Here is a 24,151-nt window from a genome sequence, read left to right on the forward strand (position 1 = left end):
ATTTATGTTTAGATAGTACATTTTATTGACATTGGTTTTAGTTTGATGTAAACTACTCTTCTAAATAATTAAGATCCTTATTAAAACTTTCTTTCAAATAGGATACTGAAATCATGGCAATTACCGTTACAATTCCCATTACAATAAATGCAGCTGAAACTATATTATAGCGGTGAACAAAAAATTCGAAAACCAAAGTGATTGGAATTAAAGCGCCGCGTACAAAGTTAGGGGCTGTTGTAGTTACGGTAGAGCGGATATTGGTACCAAACTGTTCGGCAGCGATGGTTACAAATGTTGCCCAATAGCCAACCGCAAACCCCATAAACAAACAGATTAAAATAAAACGGCTCTCCGTTAAGCCTGCACTTGTAAGGTAAATAATTACTGTAATCACCGAAAGACTTTGGAAAATCAGTACAGTTTTCTTGCGCGATTTTAATACCTGTGCCAAAAAGCCACATACTACATCACCAATGGCAATACCAAAATAAGTATACATAATACCTGTACCGGCATTAAGCAGGTCTTTTGCACCTAACGCCTTCCCTATTTCTGGCGATTGGGTAACCAAAATCCCTACAATGAACCACAGTGGAAGCCCTAAACATATACAGGCCAAATATTTTAAAAACCGCTTTCTGTCAGAAAAAAGCATAAAGAAATTACCTTTTGAAACTTCGGTGTGCTGTTCAGCATGTTTAAACATGCCTGATTCGAAAGTACCTACGCGTAAAAGTAATAATAGAAGGCCCATTCCACCGCCAACGAAATAAGAAGTTTGCCAGGTGAAATGTTTACCTATGGTAGCGGCCGCCGCTGCACCCAGTAAACCGATACCAGCTACCACCATTGTTCCATAACCACGTTTTTCTTTATCCATTGTTTCGGTAACCAGTGTGATCCCAGCACCAAGTTCGCCTGCGAGACCAATGCCCGCTATAAACCTAATCATGGCATAAGTGTGTACATCGGTTGCAAAACCATTCGCAATGTTGGCCAACGAATACATTAATATAGAGCCAAACAAAACCTTTATCCGACCAAATTTATCGCCGATAATTCCCCATAGCAAACCGCCAAGCAACAATCCGAACATTTGCATGTTAATCACATATTCGCCATCAGTACGCATGTGTTCAGCAGAAACACCGATATCAGTAAAGCTTTTAAGACGTACAACGGAGAATAAAACGAGGTCGTAAATGTCAACGAAATAGCCTAGGGCAGCTACTATGACCAGGAAAAATACATTACGCTTGTTGGTTTGGGCTTGAAGATCCATTTAATTATTTGGTTTAAACGCTGAAAGTACGCAATAACACAAATATTTAAAATAGATTTTTTAAAATAAAAGCCACTCTGGTTTCAGAGTGGCTTTTATCAACCTACATAGGAGGATTTTTTTTTGTGGTATCAGGTGGCATTTTTGTGGTGTCAGGCATTTTTTTAGACGTGGTGTCTGGTGCCGTTTTTGTAGTATCCATAGGTACTGATTTTGTAGAATCCGTCGCAGTGCTGTCCGAAGAACCGGCCATATTTTTAGACGAATTGCATGCTGAAGTGGCTATCATAAGAGAACCCGCGAAAGCAAGACTTAAGATTATTTTTTTCATAGTTTTTTATTGTTATCTATCAACGTAACAACCCTATAATCATTTGGTTTTATTTTTTTTTATTTTATACCCATTATCCGTATGTGATTATACTGATTACCAGTGTTTTGCGCGATTAAATTATCTTCCTGTTTGTGGTAAATCTTTGGTGAGGCTTTCGAAACGGCAACTTCTTTAATCTCAAATTCTCCGGCCATCAAGAAATATCGGTTGCTTTACACGTCAACTCATCAGGCACTACATTGATGTTTGCTTATAAGCCCATCTGTCTAAATCAGCTAAGCTTCGATAATGATATTGAGAACATGCCTCATTCTATAATTACGGAAATATTACCAAAACAAGATCTCTAAAACTTTAAAAGGTGATAAAACTTTCTGATATTAGTAAATATGATTATTTCTCAGAACACCCTGAAATGGGTAATGCGCCTTTACCCACCCCTGTTTTTTCAGCGCATTTGGGTTCAGAAATTTGAAAATGAATTTAGAAGCTGTACGGTTAAGCTTAGTAAGAGTTTCTTGAATAAAAATTATAACGGTTCTATTTTTGGAGGCACCATTTATGCTGCAACAGATCCGTTTTATGCCTTGTTATTCGATCAGTTGATGCAGCGTAGGGGTTTTAAAGTTCGTGTTTGGCTAAAGAGCGCTTCCATACAATATTTAAAACCCGGACGTTCTACATTATATTTTACGATAACTGTTACAGACGAAATGTTGAACGAGGCCGAACACGCTTTAAAAACCGTTGGAAAGTTTGTAAAGGCCTACCCCATGGAAATTACCAATAAAGATGGTGACCTGTGTGCTACTGTAATGAATGAAGTGTATATCCGAAACCTGCACCAGGGCGAAACGCCTAGAGTTGCTTATTAATTTTTAGATTATGCCGAGTATTAAGAGTTTAATTTTGCAGGGCGAAGGTGTGATGCTCGATTTCAAAAAAACGATTACCAGTACCGAAAAAATAGCCAAAAGCCTGGTGGCCTTTGCCAACAATAAAGGTGGAAAATTATTAATTGGTGTAGCGGATGATGGATCCATTAAAGGTGTAAAATCGGAAGAGGAAGAAAAATACATGATCTTAACTTCTGCACACCAGTTTTGCAAACCTGCAATTGAACCTTATTTTGAGGAAATTTATGTGGATGATAAATTGGTACTGGTGGTAAACATCCCTGAAAGCGATACCAAGCCACATTATGCGCTTGATGACCAAAAAAAATGGTGGGCCTATATCCGCATTGATGATAAGAGTGTTCTGGCCAGTCGGATTATTATTGAAGTGCTTAAACAGGAGTATAAAAATGATGGGGTGCTCATCTCCTACTCTGATAACGAAAAAAAATTGCTCGAATACTTAGCGCAGAACGAAAAGATTACTTTAAAAGAATTTAGCAAGCTGTTGCGCAGTTCTTACCGGAAGGCACAAAAGGTATTGGTCAATTTAATTTTGACCAATGTGATCAAGTCGCACACCTCGGAAAAGGAAGAGTACTTTACCGCGGTGAGGTAAGCTTTGCAGCCGTTCTGCCGGAGGTCCTTCTTTCCGAACTTATTTAAGGATCTAAAAAGAAAATTTACCTCTGAGTTGGTTTTTTGTCTCTAATCTTAGGAGCAAGATGACTGTCGAATTTGGAAAACCAAGCATTAACTTTTCTACATCCCTACTTTTTGATGTTTAAAAAACCGACCTTTGCAAACTTATGTTTTCTAAAATTTACACCAAATATAAACCTTATTACAAAGAAAACCTTCATTTGGCACTGCCAATTGTTGGCTCTCAGGTAGGTCATACTTTGGTACACATGGCCGATAGTATTATTGTAGGCCACTTTACTGATACCATTCAATTGGCTGCTGTTTCGCTGGTAAACAGCATTTTTATGCTCATTTTAGTGATTGGCCTGGGGATTTCCTATGGCTTAACACCACTTATCGCACAAGAAAACGGTCGGCAAAATGATGATGAATGTGGAAAGCTTTTATCCAACAGCCTAATCATCAACATTTGCGTGGGCATATTTTTATATCTACTGGTCCAATTGGGCATATTTTTCGTGATCGATCACCTGGAACAAACACCAGAGGTCGTGCGGTATGCAAAGCCGTACCTCAATCTTTTATCTGTTTCCATTATTCCATTGTTGATTTTTCAAACCTTTAAGCAGTTTGCAGAAGGTTTGGGTTTTACCAAACAGGCTATGTTTGTTTCCATCTGGGGAAATGCCATTAACATTATTTTAGGGATTATTTTTGTAAAAGGAATGTTTGGCATTAAATCGATGGGGGTTAGTGGTGTAGGCTTAAGTACCCTAATCGATCGCATTTTAATGGCTACTGTAATGTGTTTTTATGTACTCCGCTCCCAACATTTTAAAAAATACCTGGTCAGTTTTAAAGCCACATTTTTTGATAGTCTAAGAGCCATTAAGATTGCAAAGATCGGAATGCCTGTTGCAATGCAATATTCTTTCGAAATCAGCGCTTTTAGCGGTGCTGCAGTATTGATTGGTACCATCGGAGCGGTTGAACAAGCTGCACATCAAATCGCCATCAGCTTAGCCGCAATGACCTACATGATTGCCAGTGGCGTAGCTTCGGCTGCTACCATCAAAACCGGTAATAATTTTGGCAAGAAAAATTTTGATGATTTGCGTAAATCTGCCATAGCCAGTTATCATGTTATTTTACTATTTATGTGCTGTACGGCAGTTATTTTTGTGCTGGCCAATAACCTGATGCCCTTTATCTACACTGAAGATGCTGCTGTTATTCCAATTGCAGCTCAATTATTGATTATTGCGGGCTTTTTTCAATTGTTCGATGGGACACAAGTGGTGGGATTGGGTGTATTACGTGGTGTTGGTGATGTAAATATTCCTACTTTTATTACTTTTCTAGCGTATTGGGTTGTCGGAATCCCCATTGGATACATATTGGGATTTCATTTCAGCCTGGGGGTTAATGGCATTTGGTACGGATTAACCTTAGGTTTATTAACGGCCTCTATCCTGTTATTTATGCGCTTTCAAAACAAAACAAGGAGTTTGAAAACCGGTTAGTTTAGTACCTGCATCGTCATTAAGAGGTATAAAGCAATTCTGCAAGGGTAGCTTATGACCCATGATGGTCGATTTCCTCTTCGAAAATTCTGGGCAGGCTGTCATTCTTCTCGCAATGGAAAACAATTCATTATTTCCCACCCACATTGACCACCACGCCAATGGTGAAGATCGAATTGCCTGCCGACATGTATTTGCGGTTCTTTAAGCCGATATTACTGCTTGTGGTATACTGTAGCTGGAAAGTTTTACTCAAAGCCATACGCGTAAAGAATACAGGTTCAAAGAAAATATTATCTTCCTTAGGTTGTACAACACCATTTAAAAAGAAACGGTCCATTTTAACGTGACTGATTCTTAATGCGGTACCGTAATTGATGGGGAAATCAGTTCCAAATAAATGCAGGTTGTTCTTCTTTTTTGAACTATAGTTTACCTGTAAAAATGTTTTCCTGTAATCTACTTCCTGTAGTTCACTGCTGATCAGTATATCATTTTTAAAATCACGGAAGGTAATGTCGCTCCAACCTTTTCCTACACCGGCGTAAACCTCAATAATCCGGTTATTGTCAGGACCAAAGGTATCAAAATAGCCACCGCCAATTTCAATCAGTTTATGGCCGAAATCTTTGCTCTTTCTTTCGCTGTTCATTCTTGAACCACTAAAAAGCACACCGATGTGATCAGAAACAGCATATGCCCCATTAACACTGGCATTACCTTTTAAAGAAATGTGCGCGCCTCCGCTAAACTCGCCCTGTTTGCTCAACATGGGGGTATTTGGAACGTTTGGCATATAAACTGAAGAACAACTTGCCGCGAAAAGCGCTAAAACTGGAAGTGTAAAACGTAGGTATTTAATCATAGATGTTATATAAACAGATTTTGAAAGTAAAAATTGTGTTAGCGTTCCATTTTCATGAAATCCAATACCCGCTTAAACTCATCATGTAAACCAGCTTTTAAATGGATGCTTTCTTTAGTGATGGGATGCGCAAATTCCAGTTCAGAGGCATGGAGTAACATGGTGGTCATCTCCCACTGATCTTTAAAGAATTTGTTCTGTTTGTTGCAGCCATGTGTCCGATCGCCAATGATGGGATGCAGGATATGGCTAAAGTGTCTTCTCAGTTGATGCGTCCTTCCTGTTTTTGGGGTAGCCTCAATTAAAGAATATCTTGATGTTGCGTGTTTCCCAAAGGCTACCGGAACCTCTGCCCTTTGGAGCGTGATAAATGAGGTAAACGCATCCTGCATGGTTCCGTTTTCTTTGGCCAAAGGATAATCTATTTCCATTACATCTGGGGTGAAACCACGTAAGATGGCTAAATATTTTTTATTGGTTTCGGTATTCATAAATTGCTGATGCATAGCAATTTCTGATGTCTTATCAAAAGCAAATAATAAGATTCCGCTGGTCTTCCTGTCTAAGCGGTGTACAGGACTAACGTGTTTGCCAACCTGGTCTCTCAGTAACTGCAGTGCAAATTCAGTCGCATCCCTGGCAATCGACGATTGATGCACCAACAATCCGTGGGGTTTGTTAATCGCAATTAGATGCTCGTCCTGGTAAATAATCTCCAACATATTGCCGCGAAGATAAGGATATTATAGTTTTTGCATAATGGGCTAAGTAAATAAATCGAATGCCAGTCTGTAGGTATTGCAGTGTGCATCTACAATATCTTTGATATCTGCAGAGTAACCACCACCCATACTCACTTGTAAAGGCAGATTTTTGTTCTTGCAGGCCTGCAGCACTATTCTGTCGCGTTCTTTACAGGCAGCCTTACTCAGCGCTAGTTTTCCCAGTTTATCTGTAGAAAGCACATCTACGCCTGATAGATAAAATACAAAGTCAGGTTTAGCCCTTTCAAACGCTTTTTTGAGGTTGATGTTCAAAAGTGATAAGTATTCTTCATCCTGCATGCCGTCATCCAAAGGCACATCCAGGCTTGAAATTTCTTTTCTAAAAGGGAAATTTTTATCGCCATGCATCGAAAAAGTAAATACCTTTGGCTCATGCTGAAAGATTTCGGCTGTACCATTCCCCTGATGCACATCTAAATCGATAATTAAGATGCGTTTGGATAATCCTCTATTTAATAAATAGTTAGCGGTTATAGCCTGATCATTTAACAAACAGAATCCTTCGCCCCAATTACTGCCTGCGTGATGCGTCCCTCCAGCCACATTAAAGGCAATTCCATGGTTTAGTGCAAAATGTGCCCCATCAATTGTCCCCTGTGTTATCCTTAATTCACGTCCCAATAGTTGATCATTCAAAGGAAAGCCGATCCGCCGTTGATCTTTTGCCGGGAGCGTTAAATCCCTTAACTGCTCCCAGTAAAGCTTCTCGTGTGTCAATAGTATGGTATCTTCACTAACGGGCTCAGGACTAAACAGATTTTGTTGCTCGATGGTTCCTTCATGCAACAGCTGTTCGGGTATGAGTTCGTATTTGAGCATTGGAAAACGATGCCCTTCTGGTAATGGGTGTGCATATAATGGATGCCAGGCAATCTTGATCATCAACCTAAAATCTCTTCTACGTGTTTTTCGATATTATTGCAGATCTGATCTACAGGGAGATCATTTGCATCCTCCCCAAATGGATTCTCTATTTCTTCAGCTATCAACTCCAAACTCGCTAATACATAGAGGATAAAGGGAACAATTGGCACAACAAAATATCCCAAACTGAATACCCATCCAAACGGTAAGGTGATCACGTAAATGAAGATGAATTTTTTAATAAATGCACTGTACGAATATGGAATCGGCGTGTTTTTGATTCTTTCACAAGCTCCGCAGATATCAGTAAACTGGTTAAAATCGCTTGAAAACACAATGAACTGTTCCTGAGAGATAGCGCCTTTTTGCAATAACTCGTAAAATCTGTTGATTAAACTGCCTGCGATCTGGTTTGGAACGTGCTTGCCTTCTTCCACCTCAATTAACAGGCTGTTTTTACCAAAATACATCCTTTCGCGCAAGTGTTCTTTTAAGGCAAAAGCATATTTAGGGATTCCATATGTATAAAAACGAACATCCTCTTCTATTAATTTGAGGGCTTTTATCTTCATGGCCAGGTTTCGGCTCACGTTTGTTAATGATCCCAATAGCTTTCTACCTTCCCACCACCTGTCGTAAGCTGTATTCGTTCTAAAAACCAGTAACATCGATAATACAAAACCCAGTAAGCTATGCATCATGCCGATGTTGGTTACATAACTGCTTTTAGAAAGTTGGAAGAAATTCAGTTCGGCAAAAGCAACTATACCCGAAAAAATGGCTACAGCTAACATTAAAGGCCAGAGTTTCCTGAAAGTATCACTCTTGTGTATATGGAAAATGAAGGTGCTCCAGTCTTTAGGGTTGTAGTTGATCATTTTTAATTCTTTTATGAACGGATTATAAAATGTTTTTACTTACTGTTAAAAGTGCCTGTCCTGCTAAAAATACATCTTCAAAAGAGTTGTAAAGTGGCACGGCACTAAGGCGGATTACATCGGGTTCACGCCAGTCGCCAAGCACATGATTGGCCATTAACCCGTCAAAAATCTGCTTACCTTTACGCTGTGCGATGATGGAAAGTTGAGCGCCCCTATCTTTTTCTTCTTTTGGAGTGATGATTTTATATTGAACGACTCCTAATTCTTTATTTACTTCATTTATAATAGATTCAAGATATCCAGTTAAAGCAATACTCTTATTCCGTAATGGTTCGATAAAGCCTGCCTGTTCAAATATTTGAAGCGAAGCATGGTATAAAGCCATAGGCATCACCTGTGTGCAGCTCACCTGCCAGCCATCTGCTCCAACCTCAGGAACAAAACCTTTTTCCATTTTAAAACGCTTGTTTTCCTGATAGCCCCACCATCCTGCGAAACGGTTTAGTTCAGTATTGTTAAAGTGTTTTTCATGGACGAAAATGCCACTTATTCCACCCGGTCCCGAATTCTGGTATTTGTATGAGCACCAGCAGGCAAAATCTACATCCCAATCGTGAAGTTGCACGGGAACATTTCCAGCTGCATGTGCCAAATCCCAACCCACGAGGGCACCAATTTCATGACCTGCTTTTGTAATGATTTCCATATCATACCATTGTCCGGTGTAATAATTAATCCCGCCAAATAATACGAGTGCGATTTCGTCTCTATTTTCTTTGATCTGAGCTACGATATCCTCAGTTCGAAGCACTTCTTCGCCCTCCCTGGGAAAAACCTCTACAATCGCTTCTTTTGGGTCAAAACCGCGAAATCTAACATGGCTTTCTATCGCATACTGATCAGACGGGAAAGCACCACCTTCCATAATGATTTTAAATCGCCTTCCTTTGGGCTGATAAAAGCTGACCATCAGCAGATGGAGGTTTACCGTCAAGGTGTTCATTGGGCAGACTTCTGATGGCAATGCGCCAACAATCGGGGCCATTAAATTTTTAAGCTCCTTATGATAGAACATCCAGGGCTCATTTCCATCAAACCAACCTTCTACCGCATAGTTTGCCCAGTTATCAAGCTGACGTTTTATAACTTCTCCCACTACTTTAGGTTGAAGCCCTAATGAATTACCACACAGGTAAATAAAATCTTTATCATTATGTTTTGGAAATAAAAATTGTGACCTGAAATGACTGAGCGGATCAGCCTCGTCCTGTGCCTGAGCGAATGAAAAGTTATTTTCGTAATTCATGACCTCAATATTACAAAAAAAGCAGGCATTGTTTCCAATCCTGCTTTACGATTTATGTTGTTTTGTTAAAATTTTATCGTGTCGTGTTTGCCTAAATCCGGCGTATCACCAGTGACTACTGCTTTTAAAATACTAAACAGCACCACAATTTTTGAGGCGGAAGCATCCCAATATTCAGCCTCTTCAGGAGTAACCTTTATCAGGATTAATCTTGGATCTTCTATTCCGTCAGGGAACCAGGCTTTAATAAAAGGTGAGAAATACGCCTCTTTGCGCACTTTGTCGTCCACCAATTCCGCCTTGCCTTTTACCGTGAGGTAAGTATTTTTAGATGGGTCGCTATAGGCCAACAGCACATTATTCTCCTTCGAAATTTCTTTTGACTTTGGCGAATATTCGTTGGTGTAAAACCATAAACTTCCGTCATCTTCAATTTTCGCTGTACCCATTGGCCTGCTTCCAAATTCATCTCCGGAAGAAAATGTGGTAAACATACAGGTACGCACACTTTCGGCCATTTCTTTCAGGATCGCTATGTTTTTCTCGTTTTTCATTTTTATAATCGTTTATAAAGAAAAACAGGAAGTACGCTAAAAGGTTTCTGTTAATTAAACCTTATTTGGTTTGCTTACATATTTATTACCTTTAACAAAGAACCGCCATGGTAACAATGCATGTTCTTTGGCATAAGCAATGCCAACTCGTGGCGTAGCGGCAATTTCTTCCTCTTGATAGTGGATGGAATGATCCTCAATCCAGATTTCATCTCCCATAAGATTTTTTGCATTGAATGTTTTGTCTATACCTAATGCTTTTGCTGCAGAACCTGGCCCGGCTGAAATCGCACCTTTGGTATGGGACATATTTCTTCTTTCTTCAATGATATCGATGCCAATTAAGGGCTCAATGCCTCTTATGAGGACGGCATGTGGATCATTTTCTTTCGAACTTACAATATTGAAAAGGTTGTGCATCCCGTAACAGAGATACACATAAGCGATCCCGCCATTTCCGTACATCGTTTCAGTTCGGTTCGTCCGGCGCCCACCATAAGCATGCGAAGCCTTATCTTTAATACCGAAATAAGCCTCAGTTTCTACGATAATGCCCGCAGTGATTTTATCATTGATTCTGGTATACAAAACTTTGCCCAATAGATCTTTAGCCAGGCCGACCACATCTTCGCTGAGGTAATATTCTTCTTTTAATTTCAAGATAAAGAAATTAACTATCTGTTTAATATAATGGTTATAACCTGCTCTAAATAAGATCGATCTGTGTCATCAAATTTATCTAATTCGTCACTGTCCACATCTAAAACGCCCATTACTTCTCCATTGACGATCAGTGGTAATACGATTTCGGATTTTGAAGCAGATGCACAGGCGATATGACCTGGAAATGCATCTACATCCGGAACAATGATGGCTGCAGCCTGCTCCCATGATGCACCGCACACCCCTTTGCCCTTTTTAATCCGTGTGCATGCTACCGGACCTTGAAATGGGCCTAATACGAGCTCATCTTGCTTAACCAGGTAGAATCCTACCCAGAACCAATTAAACTGTTCTTTAAGGGCTGCAGCAACGTTTGCCAGGTTTGCAATAAAGTCTGTTTCACCATAGAGTAAAGCCTCTATTTGCGGGATAATTGATTGGTATTGTTCTTCCTTTGATATATTTCTGGTAATGGTTAAATCTTCTGCCATTTTTATTTTGTCTATGGTCAAAGTTAATCATGATTTGTGAGATGTTAAGCCGTAGTTAGTTTTAATGACGAAAATTTGAACGACAGGCTATTTAAAATTCCTTAGTTTTGGCCTATTAACCGTGATTTATGATTGTAGCCTTAACCATTACCAGATTCCGTAGCCTGACCGTTCCTTTTGCATTTATAGGCATGGCGGCTTTAAGGTTGCCACTATGGTTAAATAAACACTGTAGATTCTGGAAATTAATGGGAAGCGGAAAAAATGCGCAGGTAGATATTGCCCCGGATTACAGACACTGGGCGGTATTGACTGCCTGGGATGACCGTAAGAATTGTGATAATTTTTACGCTGATTCGGTTGTTATAAAATGGTTCAGGTTATTTGGGATCGAAAGTTTTACGATATTACTGAATCCTTTATCCAGTCACGGGTTATGGTCTAAGGTAGAGCCCTTTAAAGTTGACGAATCCAACAAAAACCATATTGGAAAAGTTGCAGTAATTACAAGAGCGGCCATTAAATTTAACAAGCTAAAAGAGTTTAGGCGCAATGTTAAAAGAGCAGCAGATGCCATGCGGATTGCTCCCGGTTTTATCCTTTCTGCAGGAATAGGCGAAAACCCATTCTTTGATCAGGCTACCTTTTCGATCTGGACTGACGCAGAAAGCATGAAAAACTATGCATACAAATCTTTTGACCATACCGATGTAATCAGGCTTACCAGGGAGCGGGAGTGGTATAAGGAAGAACTATTTGCCCGATTCGCAATTGTAGATAGCTGGGGTACGCTGAATGGCGTTTCCATTGACATATAAATAAAAATTTAATCAATAAGCAAATGAGAGTAGTAGCAGAGCTTCCGCATCCGGAATGTAAGATTACCATTTTTTCGATGAACCAGAAATACATCGTAAAGTTTGAGCAGGGAACCTTTGAGCAAAGTTATAAACTGGCTGAACTTGACCTGAGTGGCGGAGGGGTGAACGACGTGTTCGAAATTATTGATGAAGAATTTATCCAAACAGTGATCGAACGATTTAAGGTCATGCGCTCAGATTTCACAACTGCATATAACAGACATCAATACTAACAAATACCACATATAAAAAATTGATTTACCGAAGATTAATATATAAAACAGAATTAAATTTTGAATTTACGGGCTATTTATTTGTCGAAAATAATCTCAACCGTTCATTATTATTTAATTAAAACTACATAAATCATTGATATATTGATTCTTATATAAGAATACAAAATATAATTTCGTGTAGTATTTTCACCAAATAAATGGGAGGTTTTGTAGGTTAGTGATTCATTTGGTATTGGTTGATTGGTTAGTAGAAACAGCCGACAGCGTACGATGAATCGTCATCACAACCGAATGCTTTCCCTATACTGAGCACTGCATGGTTTCCGACTTTTTACACCTTGCTCAAAATGACGGAACGTGGGAAGAAATAAATAGTGATAAAATTTGCTTTCTCATACATCATCCCTATTCCTAAGGAATCACACTTTGTGACAAACAAAGGGTGATGTGGAATAAACATAATGGAAAAGGCCCTGAAGCGGATTCAGGGCGATGTGACGATAGGGATTTGTTATCTGTACTCCTTGCCTGATTAACAGCACAAGTGTAGTTAAATTTGGGACAAAGTGCACCTTAAACACGTTCAATGGAACTACCGAAAGAAGTTTTCAGTGTTCTACATGTTCGGTCGCTAAACTAATGAAAATCTCGTATTAAGAAACCAAGGTATCATGCACCACTACCCTGTACCAGTTTTTAGAGAATTTTTCTACAGCATCTAAATGTGTTTTATCTTCCTGATAAGCATTATGATCTGCAATGTTGGCAAAGGTAATGGTAAGCGAATAGGTAAAAGAATTATCGGTAACCGGACGTACAGGTGTGTTAGCTGCTAAGCCATAACTTAATGTTTTAATATATTTTATTGGTTTTAAACTTTCGAAGAAGTTGGCGAAATCTGAAATTTCAGTTTTGGTTAACTGAGGTTTTAACCAGAACATCACGAAGTGTTGGATCTGGCCTTTATCTGCGTTATGGGTTTCTGTCATGGGGTTCTTTTTCGCTAATATATAAATCATTTTTTGGGACACAAAAAAAGCCCCGATTTATATCGGGGCCAATACTATAGTTAATTAAAAACCTTTTTTAGTTTTTAGGCTGCACACGGCCTGATTTTCTGTCTTCACCTCTTCCGATTAAATAACCGCCACCAGCTCCAACTAATCCACCGATAATGGCACCTCTACCTTTTTTCTTATCAATTAAGGCACCACCAACTGCGCCACCAACGCCGCCAATTACGGCACCTTTTGCAGCATCACTCCAGCCTTTTTTCTTAGCCGTAGGTTGAGTACCACCATATGCGCCGCTAGAAGTACCGCTAGAACTACTACCTGAGCTTGCATACGATCTTGATGACGCTGCGCCTGCTCTTCTGGCCGCTACTAATTCTGCCTGATGCTTGGCCTCTTTTTCCTGTTCTACTTTTGCAGCAGCAGCTTTATTAAAGCTATCTAACCTTAAACTGTCTTTTACAGCTTTAACGGCCAATTCTTTTTCTGCTTGTTGTTGTTTTAATGCAGCTTCTTCTTTTGCCTTATTGTTACAGGCAAATAAAACTGATGAACTTAATGCGATTACTACCAATATCTTTTTCATAACTCTTAATTTTTACTTGACGCTTGTTTAACTACCTAACCTCGCTAAACAGGTTTCAATGGAATGTGTGATTTAGTTAATTATATGTAGTAAAGAAAAAATGATGCCAAAATGTTTTGAAAATGAAAAATTATTCCACCAGGTCGATATACCAGAAGCCGGAAAGTGCTGTGGTTGAGCATGGTGAGTCTTCATTTGCATCGGTTTTGTTTGGCGCATTGTAAGTTCGAAATACCTTCTCTCCAATGGTGAAAGCGATCTTATTCCTGAAAATTGGTCCTTCAAAAGCGAAAGTATGAAACTCTCCATTTTCTCCGCAAGGGTCAATACCATCGGGCAATTGCTCAACCAAATCCAGGCTGATTACTTTTCCACAAATATTTTCGAGATTTTGCTGGGTGCAAACAATGATGGTTTTATAGCTCAGATTTACAAATTCTTCAATCAATGCCTTTGTGTTTCTTTGCCACAGCGGAAAAATAGCTTTCAGACCTATTTCCGCTAATTTGTTTTCGCGATATAAGCGGAGGTCTTCTAAAAAAATATCGCCAAAAATAGAATGCGTAATGCCTTCTTCCTTAAACTTAAGAAGGTGCATTTTCATTGTATTATTGTAGGTATCCATGTCGGGCATTTCTCCCAGGCGGATCTGATACAGTGGAATACCAATACTTTCAGCCTGTTTGAGCAGCAATGCCTCCCTCACCCCATGCATTGAAATGCGGTTGTATTTTTCGGTAACCGTAGTAATCAGGTATCGGATTTCAATGGTAGGGTCTTGTAGTGCATAATGAAGTGCCAAAGTACTGTCTTTACCCCCGCTCCAGTTAAAAATGCAGATCTTTTTATCTCTCATTGGCTAAAATTTCTTTTAGTTCTGCCACACCATCTACGGCATTTTTCTCGATATTGATTACATTCTTATAGCGTTTTACATCTGGTGTTTTCGGATCAATGATATATTTGTCGATCACAGATGGAACAAAATCTATCAGACCTGCTGCCGGATAAACTGCTAAAGATGTGCCTATCAATACAAATATGTCGGCCTGTTTGCAGAGTTTAGCAGCCACTTCTATCATCGGAACAGCTTCGCCAAACCAAACTACATGCGGCCGCAATTGCGACCCCAGTTCGCACAATTCTCCCATTTTGATTTCGGAACCAACAATAGGATAGGTTAACTCGGCCTTTACATCTGATTGAGATCTGGTGATTACACCATGAAGATGCGTAACTTTGGTTGAACCTGCCCTTTCGTGCAGGTCGTCGATATTTTGGGTAATAATTTCGACATCGAAATCTTTTTCCAGTTCGGCCAATATTTGATGGGCTTTGTTGGGTTCTGCCGCTAAAACCTGACTTCTCCGCTCATTATAAAACTGCTGTACCAATTCTGGGTTGCTTTCCCAGGCTTCCGGGGTGGCAACATCATAAACATTATAGCCTTCCCATAGGCCATCAGCATCCCTAAAAGTTTTTAACCCACTTTCGGCACTGATCCCTGCTCCAGTTAAAACAACTACTTTCATATATGATTACACAGATTTAAATGATTACACTGATTTTAGTGATTTCACAGATTGGTAAAGGTTGATGAACTTTTTAGCTATGTTTTCATCCGCTTTAAATAGCTCAGGATAAAACATACAGGCTAAAGCTTCGATTCCTTCTACTAAAGTACCCACGCTTGGTTGGGTAAACATATCGAAATCGGCAATGTACACCTGATTGCTTTTTACGGCTTCCAGATTGTCCCAACCTGTTTTTGCGGTCAGCAATTGCATTTCTTCCAGACTTCTTTTTTGATCAAAGCCACATGGAGCGATGACTAAAACTTCAGGATTGTATCTCAGCACTTTGTCCCAAGGGGTAACAATGGAATCTCCTGCAGGATTAGAGAGCATATCTACCCCGCCAGCAGCTGCAATCTGGAATGGAATCCAATGGCCGCAGTTGTAAATCGGTTCGATCCATTCCATCACCATAATCCTTTTTAAGGGTGCACGGTTCGCCCTAAGCTGATCTAAAATATGATCTGTCCTCTTTTGTAAACCTGTCAGATATTTTAGTGCTACTTCTTCCTTCCCCAACGCCCTGGCAATGGTAATGGCACACTCAAAAACATCCTGCAGGTTATTTGGCGACAAAGCTACCAGTGTAGGTTGTTTACTTAGCTTCATCACGGCCGTTTCGGTGCAAACGGTATCAATATTACAAACCTCGCAGATGTCCTGGGTAAAAACCACATCGGGGGCGATACTTTCTAACAGTTCATCATCTACCCAGTACAAACTTTTTCCCTGTGCCTTAGAAGCGGAAAAAATCCGATCGATTTCGATACTCGAATAGTTTTTGCCTTCGAGTATACAACGGACAACCTTTGGCTGATCTGCAGCCTCTTTAGGGCATTCGAAGGTTACACCGTACAAGTATTCCTGCAGGCCCATATCGTAAATCATTTTGGTGGCGGCAGGTAAAAAGGAAACAACTTTCATGATGGAAAATGTAATAGGTAAAATGGAATTGATGTTCTAAGGTAAAAAAAATCCCCTTTTGAATTTAATCAAAAGAGGATTTCTGTAGTATTTTTGATATAAGTGGTGAGCTACTCACCATCAAAGGATCCTTATAACTCTTGCGTTTGCAGTTTTAAAACCGGGTATTTTGCTTTCAAAACTTCAAAAGCACCAAAAAGCAGAGCGCCATAAATAACTGTTCCTTCTAAGAATCTGATTTCGAAGGGAATTGCTTTTACTAAACATGCCCAAAAACCGGCCAAATCCTGTGTATATGCCGGATTTTGAAACCATACCCCAATATCGCTTACCACCCAATGGATGACAACAATAGTTAATGTTGATGCCAATAAGTTTACTACGTTTACTTTTTTAAGTAATAATCTGCCTGCCAAAACCATTAAAGCAAATGCGATATAAGTCCAGTACCAGCCTTCGTAAAGAAAACCACTGCTGTATTTACTAAAAATAGTGGCCGACAAAATGAAGTCACTTAAAAACAAACTCAATAATGGGAAAGCGAAGGCTTTAACATGATCTTTAAAATATGCACCTCCAAATAAAGCTACCGCTCCTATTGATGAGAAATTGGCAAACTTTAATTCATCTGAGTTAAATGTTACCAGCAAACGGAAAGCCGTTATGGCCAATATCATCAACAATAAAATTAATGTGCGTGGATTAAATTTTAAATGAGACATTTTATTTTGGTTAATATTTATACAGCAAAGTTAAATTTTATTAATGGATATTAAAACTTACACCTGCATTAAAGTTGAAACCAGGTGTATTATAACCAATTATTTCACTATATTTTTTGTTCAGGATATTTTTTGCATCAAAAAATACTTTCACACGTTTTTTAGCCAATGCATATTCGGCATATGCATTAAACAGGTAGTACGATGGCATCTCCTCGTTTAAATACGATATAAAATTGGTATCGAAACGCTTGCCAAAATAACGGAAGTTGGCGCTAACATATAAGTTGTTCGTTGCCTGGGCACCCGCATTAATACCAAACGTATGCTTTGGTCTGCGGATTAAATAATCCGTTGTTCCTGTATTTCCTTCAACATAGGCATAATAACCATTTACGTTAAAAACACTAAATTTTGCTGCTGGCTCAACTTCAAAACCCTTATATTTTTGATTTCCTTCATTAAAGTAACCTGTGGTATACACAATTGCATCAGTTAAATCACGTTTGTAACCCGCAAGGCGTAAACTAAACTGATCATCAGCAAAACTAAAGTTTACACCTGCTTCATAATTTTGAGATTTTTCCGGTTTCAGGTCCAGGTTTGCACCATACTGGCCAAATAACATGTTCAGAGTTGGAATTTTGAAAGCAGTAGATACCGTTCCAAAAAGTTTTACTTCTTTAATGATGTTAATACTCGGGGTAACAGAGTAAGTATAGTTTTCGCCATATTGATCATGTTTGTTATAACGTCCGCCTACCTCAAGGTTAAAAACACTTAAATTGTGTAAAAACAATGAGCCATAAGCGGCGAAGATATTGGTGGTAGGGTTTTTGGCATCAGTAATCAACTTCATTTTTCTATTGTCTATACCAACAAGTAAGTCTAGCTTACTGCCCAGTTTCTGATTGTAGAACAAATCAACCACATTAAGCTTTCCGAAGTTTAAGAATTTACTTTCAAAACCTCCATAACTCGAATTTACATCGTTCGAATTGCTTTCGTGACTATAATTTAGCGTTATTTTACCCGTATTGAATTTATATTCGGAGTTAAAACCCGCGCTAAATTGTTTCAAAATAGACTTGTTAGTGGGTAAACCATCAGTAAATGCATCTTCATCTATTTTATAATCGCCATAGAAATAACGCAAGAATGGATTAACGGAAAAATGTTTGTCCAGTCTGATCCCGAAATTGGCGTTTAAACCATCAGTTTTAAATCCGTCTTTATCAAAAATGGCAGTGCTTCCGAATGGTACCGCGGCTTCAGAAATTCCATCGGTTTTAAGATGGGTATAGTTAATGTTGTAAGAAAAACCTTCCACACCACCATTTAAACCAATCGTTCCTTTATAAGTTTCGAAACTTCCGGCACTGGCCACCCCATAAATGGTATTTCCTTTATTACCACCCTTTTTAGTTACAATATTGATTACACCCGCAACAGCATCAGATCCGTAAATGGTAGACTGACCGCCTTTCAAGATTTCGATATGATCGATTTGATCGATGGAGAATAAGCGTAAATCGAATGTTCCACTAACACTTGCAGGATCATTCTGTACAATACCATCAATAAGAACCAGGGTGTAGCCACCAAGCGCTCCCCTGGTAAATATACTTTTATCCTTGCCCTGATTGCTATTGCCGCCACTGATTACAATACCAGCCTGTTCGGTAAGTAAATCAGGTAATGATTTGCCATTACTGCGTTCCAATACCTCACGGCTGATAATGGTAACCACTTTACCCGTTTGCGATTGTTTCTGATCGTTTTTTGTTGCAGAAATAACAACATCTTTAAGCTGCAAACTGTCTGGAGTTTGCGCATCAGCCACCTGGCCAATCATTAACTGCGCAAGGCCTAAACCGGCTACAGTTAGCATTCTTTTTTTGTTCATTTGATTGTGAGTTTTGCCCACAGCCAACAGATGAGAAAAGGAAATGAAAATACGAACAACGTTAATATCTCAATCCTAGCTTCAATCCCCGAAAGCTATGAAATTAAATGCTAAAGGCAGGTCTTCTGACTTACTCCCGGTTTTCTGTCTTCCCGCCCCGTAGTGAATCGGACAGTGACTTATGGATTGAAAAACGTTATAGAGCTTACAGCTGCGGGACAGTTACAGATTTACACTGTATTCCCTTTTAATCCCGGTTGTAAAGCCGGAAACCAAAAGCAGTGCAAATGTAATAAAAAAAGGACTTTAATTTTGGCTGCATTCTTTGACATATACTAATCTGCTTTTTGACACCGTTAATCGATCAGACCCGCATTCTGTATTATTGCCTGTGCATTCCATTTTATCGCTTGTGCTTTTTATATAATTGCTTGATGAAAACCATGTAAAATGCATGATGGAAAATGATGGTTTTAATAGAAAAAGCTAAATTAGGAATCAAAATTTAAACCATGAGAAGGATTGCAACCCTTGCGTTTTCTATATTAAGCTTAGGCACTATGGCACAAAAAACGGATACTGTTTTTCTGAAGAGATTGATGGAAGCCAAACCAGAACTTTTTTCCGCGGTACTCAACCATCCGGATAAAAACCAGATCCAGATTCTTTACACGCAGGTTAACCGCGATGCGAAGAATAAGCCAACCTTTAAAACATTTAGTTACAATTTAGATCCCCATCAATATTTTTATCCGGCCAGTACAGTCAAACTCGCTGCAGTAATCTTTGCCTTAGAGAAAGTAAACCGATTGAAAAGTACTGGATTGACAGCTAAAAGTACGATGATTACGGATAGCGCTTATAAAGGCCAAACCAAGGTTTTAAAGGATAGCAGCGCTAAAAACGGCTTGCCATCTATTGAACATTATGTAAAAAAGATTTTGCTCACCAGCGATAACGACGCTTTTAACCGTTTGTTTGAATTTATAGGCCGTGCCGAGATTAACGAAAAACTAAAGACAAACGGATTAAACAATAGCAGGATTTTAAACCGCCTGGCCATTGGTGATGCCGGTGAACCGGCTAAACATAGCAATCCCATCAAATTTTATAATGGCGAACAATTGGTGTATAATCAGGTTGCTCAATACGATCCAAAAGACTACGAGCTCAAATTAAGCAATCTGGTAATGGGCACGGGATATATGGATAGTACCGATAAACTGGTTAATAAGCCTTTCAGCCTGGCAGGGAAAAATGCCTTCGCCATTAACGACCAACAACAACTGATGCGAAAACTGATTTTCCCTGAAGCTTTTCCAGCAAAAGAAAGGTTTAACCTTAGTCCGGAAGATTATAAGTTGATTTATACTTATATGAGTAAATACCCAACAGAAAGTGATTTCCCGAAATACGATCCTAAAGAATTTTGGGCTACCTATGCCAAAATGCTGTATTATGGAAGAGAACAGGTAATGCCCGATCCAAATATCAGGATCTTTAATAAATATGGCGACAGTTATGGCTACATTATCGACAATTCTTATTTCGTTGATTTTAAAAATAGAATCGAATATTTTCTCACAGCTGTGGTACAGAGCAATGAAGATGGCATCTTCAACGATAATAAATATGAGTACGATACGGTTTGTTTTCCCTTTATGAAAAACCTGGGCAGAACCATTCACGATCTTGAATTAAAAAGAGCCAAAAAAGCGAAACCAGACTTAAGTAAGTTTAAAATGGACTATAGAAATTAAAACCTTTTTCCCCTTTTAGGGTTTATAGCCAATAAATTGTATAAAAAACTATACATTAATTAAAAAATAATATATTCGCATCAGAAATAAAAGAATACATCTCTAATGGCTAAATTATTAATAATTGACGATGAACGTGCGATAAGGAGTACCTTACGTGAAATTCTGGAGTATGAGAATTACGATGTTGAAGATATCGATAATGGTATCGATGGCCTCGAAATGATCAAAAAAGGAAATTTCGATCTGGTGCTTTGCGATATCAAGATGAACAAGATGGACGGTATGGAAGTGCTCGAACAGGCACAGCTCATCAAGCCTGATCTTCCTTTTATTATGATATCTGGTCATGGAACAGTTGAAACGGCCATTGAAGCGAGTAAAAAAGGCGCTTTCGATTTTATTTCGAAACCACCTGATTTAAACCGTTTATTAATTACTGTTCGTAATGGTTTAGACCGTGGAAATCTGGTTACCGAAACCAAGGTTTTAAAGCGCAAAGCAAGTAAAACCCGTGAGATTTTAGGTGAATCGGAAAGCATTTCTAAAATTAAAGAAACGATAGAGCGTGTTGCCCCTACCGAAGCCCGTGTATTAATTACCGGGGCAAATGGTAGTGGTAAGGAGCTTGTAGCCCGTTGGTTACACGAAAAGTCAAATCGTGCTGATAGTCCTTTAATTGAGGTGAACTGTGCCGCTATTCCTTCTGAACTGATTGAGAGTGAACTGTTTGGTCACGAGAAAGGTTCATTTACCTCAGCTGTTAAGCAGCGTATCGGTAAATTTGAACTGGCCAACGGCGGAACTTTATTCCTGGATGAGATCGGTGATATGAGCCTTTCTGCCCAGGCAAAGGTTTTGCGTGCTTTACAGGAGCATAAAATTTCGCGTGTAGGCGGAGAAAAAGAAATTGAAGTGAATGTCCGTGTTTTAGCCGCAACCAATAAAGATTTATTGAAAGAAATCGAAGATGGCAATTTCCGTATGGATTTATACCACCGCTTAAACGTAATTAATATCCATGTTCCGCATTTAACAGAACGTACAGATGATATTCCGGTTATTGCACAGAACTTTTTGGAGAGCATCTGTAGTGATTATGGAATGCCCGTAAAAAAAATAAATGAAACGGGTATGGCGGCTTTAAAAGCTTTACCATGGACCGGTAACGTACGTGAACTGCACAACATGATTGAACGCCTGATCATATTAAGTGATAGGGTAATTACCGAAAATGATGTGCGTGCTTTTGCCAATCCGGGAGGAGGAACTAATATTGGTGCCGCAACCAGTGCGCAGATTGCCGGTGCCGGAGGTTCGGCCTTAGCCTCTTCTTTTGATTCGTTTAATAACTTCCAGGATTATAAAGATCACGCAGAGCGCGAGTTTATCAAATTCAAATTGGAGAAAAACAATTGGAACGTATCAAAAACAGCAGATGAAATTGATATTCAAAGGAGCCATTTATACAGTAAAATTGAAAAATTTGGCTTGAAAAGAGCGGAGTAACCCCAGCATCTGAAAGGGTGGTAGCCAAATGTACTTTTTTTATAAATTAAAGTTGAAATGAGCAGATTTATCTTAATCATTTCAGCTTTTTTTATAATATTTTGATGCAACTGATATCGGCACAGGAATTTAAAGTTCCTTTAGGAAATTTGGTTAGCCCATATAATCATTCTGCCTCATCAGCAATGCTCTGTATTTATTAAAAATCGCTGTTTTCGAAACAAAACCCAAATATTGGTTTTGTGCAGTTAATACTGGTAAAATCCAAACATTATCCCGTTCCATTTTCTCCAGAACCATTTTCAGGTCATCATTTTCAGTGATCACATTTGGTGCAGGCTGAACCAATTGGGCGGCAAGTAATGTACCCTTATCAGGATTGTTCATCATTTCGTTAAACAGCTCTTCCACATAAATGATTCCCTTAAAATCGCCCACTTCGTCGGTAACCGCACAGATGTTTTTGTGCGATTGCATGATTTCATTCATTTTTACCGAAATCACATCGTTCATATTTAACTGGGGATAAGATTTCTCAATCAGATATTTAAGTTTCATCTGGTTTAAAACGGTGGTATCCTTATCCTCATGCGATAATAATTCGCCCTTATCTGCCAGTGCTTTGGTATAAATAGAATGTTTTTGCGAACTGCGGTTTATGGCATAAGAAATCGCAGTTGTAATCATCAGCGGTACCATCAGAATGTAGCCACCGGTAATTTCGGCAATGAGGAAAATACCGGTTAACGGTGCGTGCATAATCGAGCCTAAGGCTGCGGCCATACCCGCAACAATAAAGTTCGAAACATTTAATTGTGCAATACCTGATAGGTTAACCATATAGGCAAAGATAAACCCGATTAAACCACCCATAATTAAACTGGGTGCAAAGGTTCCGCCATTACCACCTGCACCTAAAGTCACCAAAGTAGCAATCGATTTCATAAAAATGGTAACTGCAGTAAACAGTACAACCAAAGCGGGAATTGTATTGTAGTCGGCAAAAATACTATTGTTGATGACAGTTTGATAATCACCTTTTAACAAACCTTTTATGGTAATATATCCCTCGCCATAAAGGGTCGGAAATAGAAATACCAATGCGCCAAGCATTAAACCACCCACAATAACTTTGGTATAAGGATGTTTTATTTTATAGAACAATCCTTTTACGGCATAATTGGCTTTGGTAAAATAGATGGAGAACAGTCCGATAAAACAGGCCAAAATGACGTAGTAAAACAGAGCGTTGACCTTCCACCCTTCTGTAACCAAAAAGAAAAGCTGTTGGGTATAGAATAATCTGGCTACCACTGCGGCTGTTGCTGCAGAAAGTAATAGAGGAATAAATGCCGGAATGGTAAACTCTGGCAACAAAATTTCAATAGCGAATACAATACCAGCCACTGGACTATTAAATGCACCTGCTATACCTGCTGCTGCTCCACAGGCCACCAACATGGTAATTTCGCGATAAGACAAACCCAGCAAACGACCGAGATTAGAGCCTATTGCCGATCCACTGGTTACGATTGGTGCTTCCAATCCTGTAGATCCACCAAAACCAACCGTAACGGCGGCAGTGATAATCTGCGAATAAATATTATGTGCTTCAACTTTGCTCGATTTTTTTGAAATGGCATAAAGTAATGGCGTTAAGCCCGTTTCGAACTTTGTTTTGCGGATAAAGTATTTAATATACAATACCGTTAAAAAAATACCGATCATCGGAAAAATAAAATACAGGTAGTATTTATACTTCCAGTGCCAATCTGATTGAAGAAATTCTTCGATGTGGTGGGTTAAACTTTTTAAGGCGGCAGCCGCTAACCCGGCTAAAACACCAACCACCACGGCAAGGATAATTAAGAAATTACGGTTTGATATTTTAGATTTTCGGTACTGGTTAATCTGATCAAGGTAATTTACAAATCTGATGTACATTCTATTGTTTTTTAATAGAGGGCGA

The 24,151-nt window shown here is 39.1% G+C and carries 25 protein-coding genes and 1 riboswitch; of the genes, 7 read left to right on the forward strand and 18 right to left on the reverse strand.

From position 1 onward, the window contains the following. Positions 1–52 precede the first annotated feature (52 nt). Both AC04Q1_RS02330 and AC04Q1_RS02335 read right to left on the reverse strand, forming a co-directional pair. Positions 53–1,285, reverse strand: a complete 1,233-nt coding sequence (locus AC04Q1_RS02330) for an MFS transporter (RefSeq protein WP_478361432.1) — start codon at positions 1,283–1,285, stop codon at positions 53–55. Between the two features lie 103 nt (positions 1,286–1,388). Then, complete coding sequence (locus AC04Q1_RS02335; protein WP_478361434.1) at positions 1,389–1,616, reverse strand: coproporphyrinogen III oxidase; 228 nt, start codon at positions 1,614–1,616, stop codon at positions 1,389–1,391. 392 nt (positions 1,617–2,008) lie between these two features. Here AC04Q1_RS02335 and AC04Q1_RS02340 point away from each other — a divergent pair, with 392 nt between their 5' ends. From AC04Q1_RS02340 to AC04Q1_RS02350, 3 genes are all read left to right on the forward strand, one after another. Then, positions 2,009–2,494, forward strand: coding sequence for a DUF4442 domain-containing protein (locus tag AC04Q1_RS02340; protein WP_478361436.1), 486 nt, complete (start codon positions 2,009–2,011; stop codon positions 2,492–2,494). 10 nt (positions 2,495–2,504) lie between these two features. Continuing rightward, positions 2,505–3,134: an AlbA family DNA-binding domain-containing protein gene (locus AC04Q1_RS02345; RefSeq protein ID WP_478361438.1), complete on the forward strand. Its 630-nt coding sequence runs from the start codon at positions 2,505–2,507 to the stop codon at positions 3,132–3,134. A gap of 190 nt (positions 3,135–3,324) precedes the next feature. Further along, positions 3,325–4,683, forward strand: a complete 1,359-nt coding sequence (locus AC04Q1_RS02350) for an MATE family efflux transporter (protein WP_478361441.1) — start codon at positions 3,325–3,327, stop codon at positions 4,681–4,683. Between the two features lie 130 nt (positions 4,684–4,813). Here AC04Q1_RS02350 and AC04Q1_RS02355 read toward each other — a convergent pair whose 3' ends face one another. The 8 genes from AC04Q1_RS02355 to AC04Q1_RS02390 all read right to left on the reverse strand — a co-directional run bounded on the left by AC04Q1_RS02355 (position 4,814) and on the right by AC04Q1_RS02390 (position 11,092). After that, complete coding sequence (locus tag AC04Q1_RS02355; RefSeq protein WP_478361443.1) at positions 4,814–5,548, reverse strand: hypothetical protein; 735 nt, start codon at positions 5,546–5,548, stop codon at positions 4,814–4,816. A 38-nt stretch (positions 5,549–5,586) separates the two neighbouring features. Beyond that, the gene (locus AC04Q1_RS02360) at positions 5,587–6,270 is read right to left on the reverse strand and encodes a pseudouridine synthase (protein ID WP_478361445.1); all 684 of its coding nucleotides are present in this window, start codon (positions 6,268–6,270) and stop codon (positions 5,587–5,589) included. 42 nt (positions 6,271–6,312) lie between these two features. Next, the gene (locus AC04Q1_RS02365; RefSeq protein WP_478361447.1) at positions 6,313–7,215 is read right to left on the reverse strand and encodes a histone deacetylase family protein; all 903 of its coding nucleotides are present in this window, start codon (positions 7,213–7,215) and stop codon (positions 6,313–6,315) included. Continuing rightward, positions 7,215–8,075 (reverse strand): bestrophin family protein, encoded by an 861-nt coding sequence (locus AC04Q1_RS02370; protein WP_478361449.1) that lies wholly within the window; start codon positions 8,073–8,075, stop codon positions 7,215–7,217. Before AC04Q1_RS02370 ends, AC04Q1_RS02365 begins: the two co-directional genes overlap by 1 nt. A 22-nt stretch (positions 8,076–8,097) precedes the next feature. Continuing rightward, complete coding sequence (gene kynU / locus AC04Q1_RS02375; protein ID WP_478361450.1) at positions 8,098–9,384, reverse strand: kynureninase; 1,287 nt, start codon at positions 9,382–9,384, stop codon at positions 8,098–8,100. Positions 9,385–9,449: 65 nt separating this feature from the next. Beyond that, positions 9,450–9,938, reverse strand: coding sequence for a pyridoxamine 5'-phosphate oxidase family protein (locus AC04Q1_RS02380; RefSeq protein WP_086546385.1), 489 nt, complete (start codon positions 9,936–9,938; stop codon positions 9,450–9,452). A gap of 54 nt (positions 9,939–9,992) precedes the next feature. Beyond that, positions 9,993–10,598, reverse strand: coding sequence for a DNA-3-methyladenine glycosylase (locus tag AC04Q1_RS02385; protein WP_478361452.1), 606 nt, complete (start codon positions 10,596–10,598; stop codon positions 9,993–9,995). A 14-nt stretch (positions 10,599–10,612) separates the two neighbouring features. After that, positions 10,613–11,092 (reverse strand): GAF domain-containing protein, encoded by a 480-nt coding sequence (locus AC04Q1_RS02390; protein ID WP_478361454.1) that lies wholly within the window; start codon positions 11,090–11,092, stop codon positions 10,613–10,615. Positions 11,093–11,220: 128 nt separating this feature from the next. On the opposite strand from AC04Q1_RS02390, the gene AC04Q1_RS02395 reads away from it, so the two are divergent. Both AC04Q1_RS02395 and AC04Q1_RS02400 read left to right on the forward strand, forming a co-directional pair. Next, on the forward strand, positions 11,221–11,910 hold the full coding sequence (locus tag AC04Q1_RS02395) for a DUF3291 domain-containing protein (protein ID WP_478361456.1): 690 nt from the start codon (positions 11,221–11,223) through the stop codon (positions 11,908–11,910). A 23-nt stretch (positions 11,911–11,933) separates the two neighbouring features. Continuing rightward, on the forward strand, positions 11,934–12,185 hold the full coding sequence (locus AC04Q1_RS02400; protein ID WP_478361458.1) for a hypothetical protein: 252 nt from the start codon (positions 11,934–11,936) through the stop codon (positions 12,183–12,185). Between the two features lie 656 nt (positions 12,186–12,841). Here the strand turns inward: AC04Q1_RS02400 and AC04Q1_RS02405 are convergent. From AC04Q1_RS02405 to AC04Q1_RS02435, 7 genes are all read right to left on the reverse strand, one after another. Next, positions 12,842–13,207, reverse strand: coding sequence for a Dabb family protein (locus tag AC04Q1_RS02405; RefSeq protein ID WP_478361460.1), 366 nt, complete (start codon positions 13,205–13,207; stop codon positions 12,842–12,844). 67 nt (positions 13,208–13,274) lie between these two features. Beyond that, positions 13,275–13,787 (reverse strand): YMGG-like glycine zipper-containing protein, encoded by a 513-nt coding sequence (locus AC04Q1_RS02410; protein WP_478361462.1) that lies wholly within the window; start codon positions 13,785–13,787, stop codon positions 13,275–13,277. Between the two features lie 130 nt (positions 13,788–13,917). Further along, entirely contained in the window at positions 13,918–14,643 is a 726-nt protein-coding gene (locus tag AC04Q1_RS02415) for a Dph6-related ATP pyrophosphatase (protein ID WP_478361464.1), read from the reverse strand. Continuing rightward, positions 14,633–15,319, reverse strand: a complete 687-nt coding sequence (locus AC04Q1_RS02420) for an SIR2 family NAD-dependent protein deacylase (protein WP_478361466.1) — start codon at positions 15,317–15,319, stop codon at positions 14,633–14,635. The genes AC04Q1_RS02415 and AC04Q1_RS02420 overlap by 11 nt, the downstream gene beginning before the upstream one ends. A 24-nt stretch (positions 15,320–15,343) precedes the next feature. Beyond that, entirely contained in the window at positions 15,344–16,285 is a 942-nt protein-coding gene (locus AC04Q1_RS02425) for an ABC transporter substrate-binding protein (RefSeq protein WP_478361468.1), read from the reverse strand. 131 nt (positions 16,286–16,416) lie between these two features. Then, complete coding sequence (locus tag AC04Q1_RS02430; RefSeq protein ID WP_478361470.1) at positions 16,417–17,007, reverse strand: DUF6580 family putative transport protein; 591 nt, start codon at positions 17,005–17,007, stop codon at positions 16,417–16,419. A gap of 40 nt (positions 17,008–17,047) precedes the next feature. Next, complete coding sequence (locus AC04Q1_RS02435; protein ID WP_478361472.1) at positions 17,048–18,913, reverse strand: TonB-dependent receptor plug domain-containing protein; 1,866 nt, start codon at positions 18,911–18,913, stop codon at positions 17,048–17,050. A gap of 98 nt (positions 18,914–19,011) precedes the next feature. After that, positions 19,012–19,205: riboswitch (cobalamin riboswitch) on the reverse strand. A gap of 220 nt (positions 19,206–19,425) precedes the next feature. On the opposite strand from AC04Q1_RS02435, the gene AC04Q1_RS02440 reads away from it, so the two are divergent. Next, the gene (locus AC04Q1_RS02440) at positions 19,426–20,673 is read left to right on the forward strand and encodes a serine hydrolase (protein ID WP_478361474.1); all 1,248 of its coding nucleotides are present in this window, start codon (positions 19,426–19,428) and stop codon (positions 20,671–20,673) included. A gap of 105 nt (positions 20,674–20,778) precedes the next feature. Continuing rightward, complete coding sequence (locus AC04Q1_RS02445; protein ID WP_478361476.1) at positions 20,779–22,182, forward strand: sigma-54-dependent transcriptional regulator; 1,404 nt, start codon at positions 20,779–20,781, stop codon at positions 22,180–22,182. Between the two features lie 153 nt (positions 22,183–22,335). Here the strand turns inward: AC04Q1_RS02445 and AC04Q1_RS02450 are convergent, their stop codons facing one another. Continuing rightward, on the reverse strand, positions 22,336–24,126 hold the full coding sequence (locus AC04Q1_RS02450; protein WP_478361478.1) for a chloride channel protein: 1,791 nt from the start codon (positions 24,124–24,126) through the stop codon (positions 22,336–22,338). Between the last annotated feature and the right edge of the window lie 25 nt (positions 24,127–24,151).

It is taken from the genome of Pedobacter humicola (genome assembly GCF_056490705.1).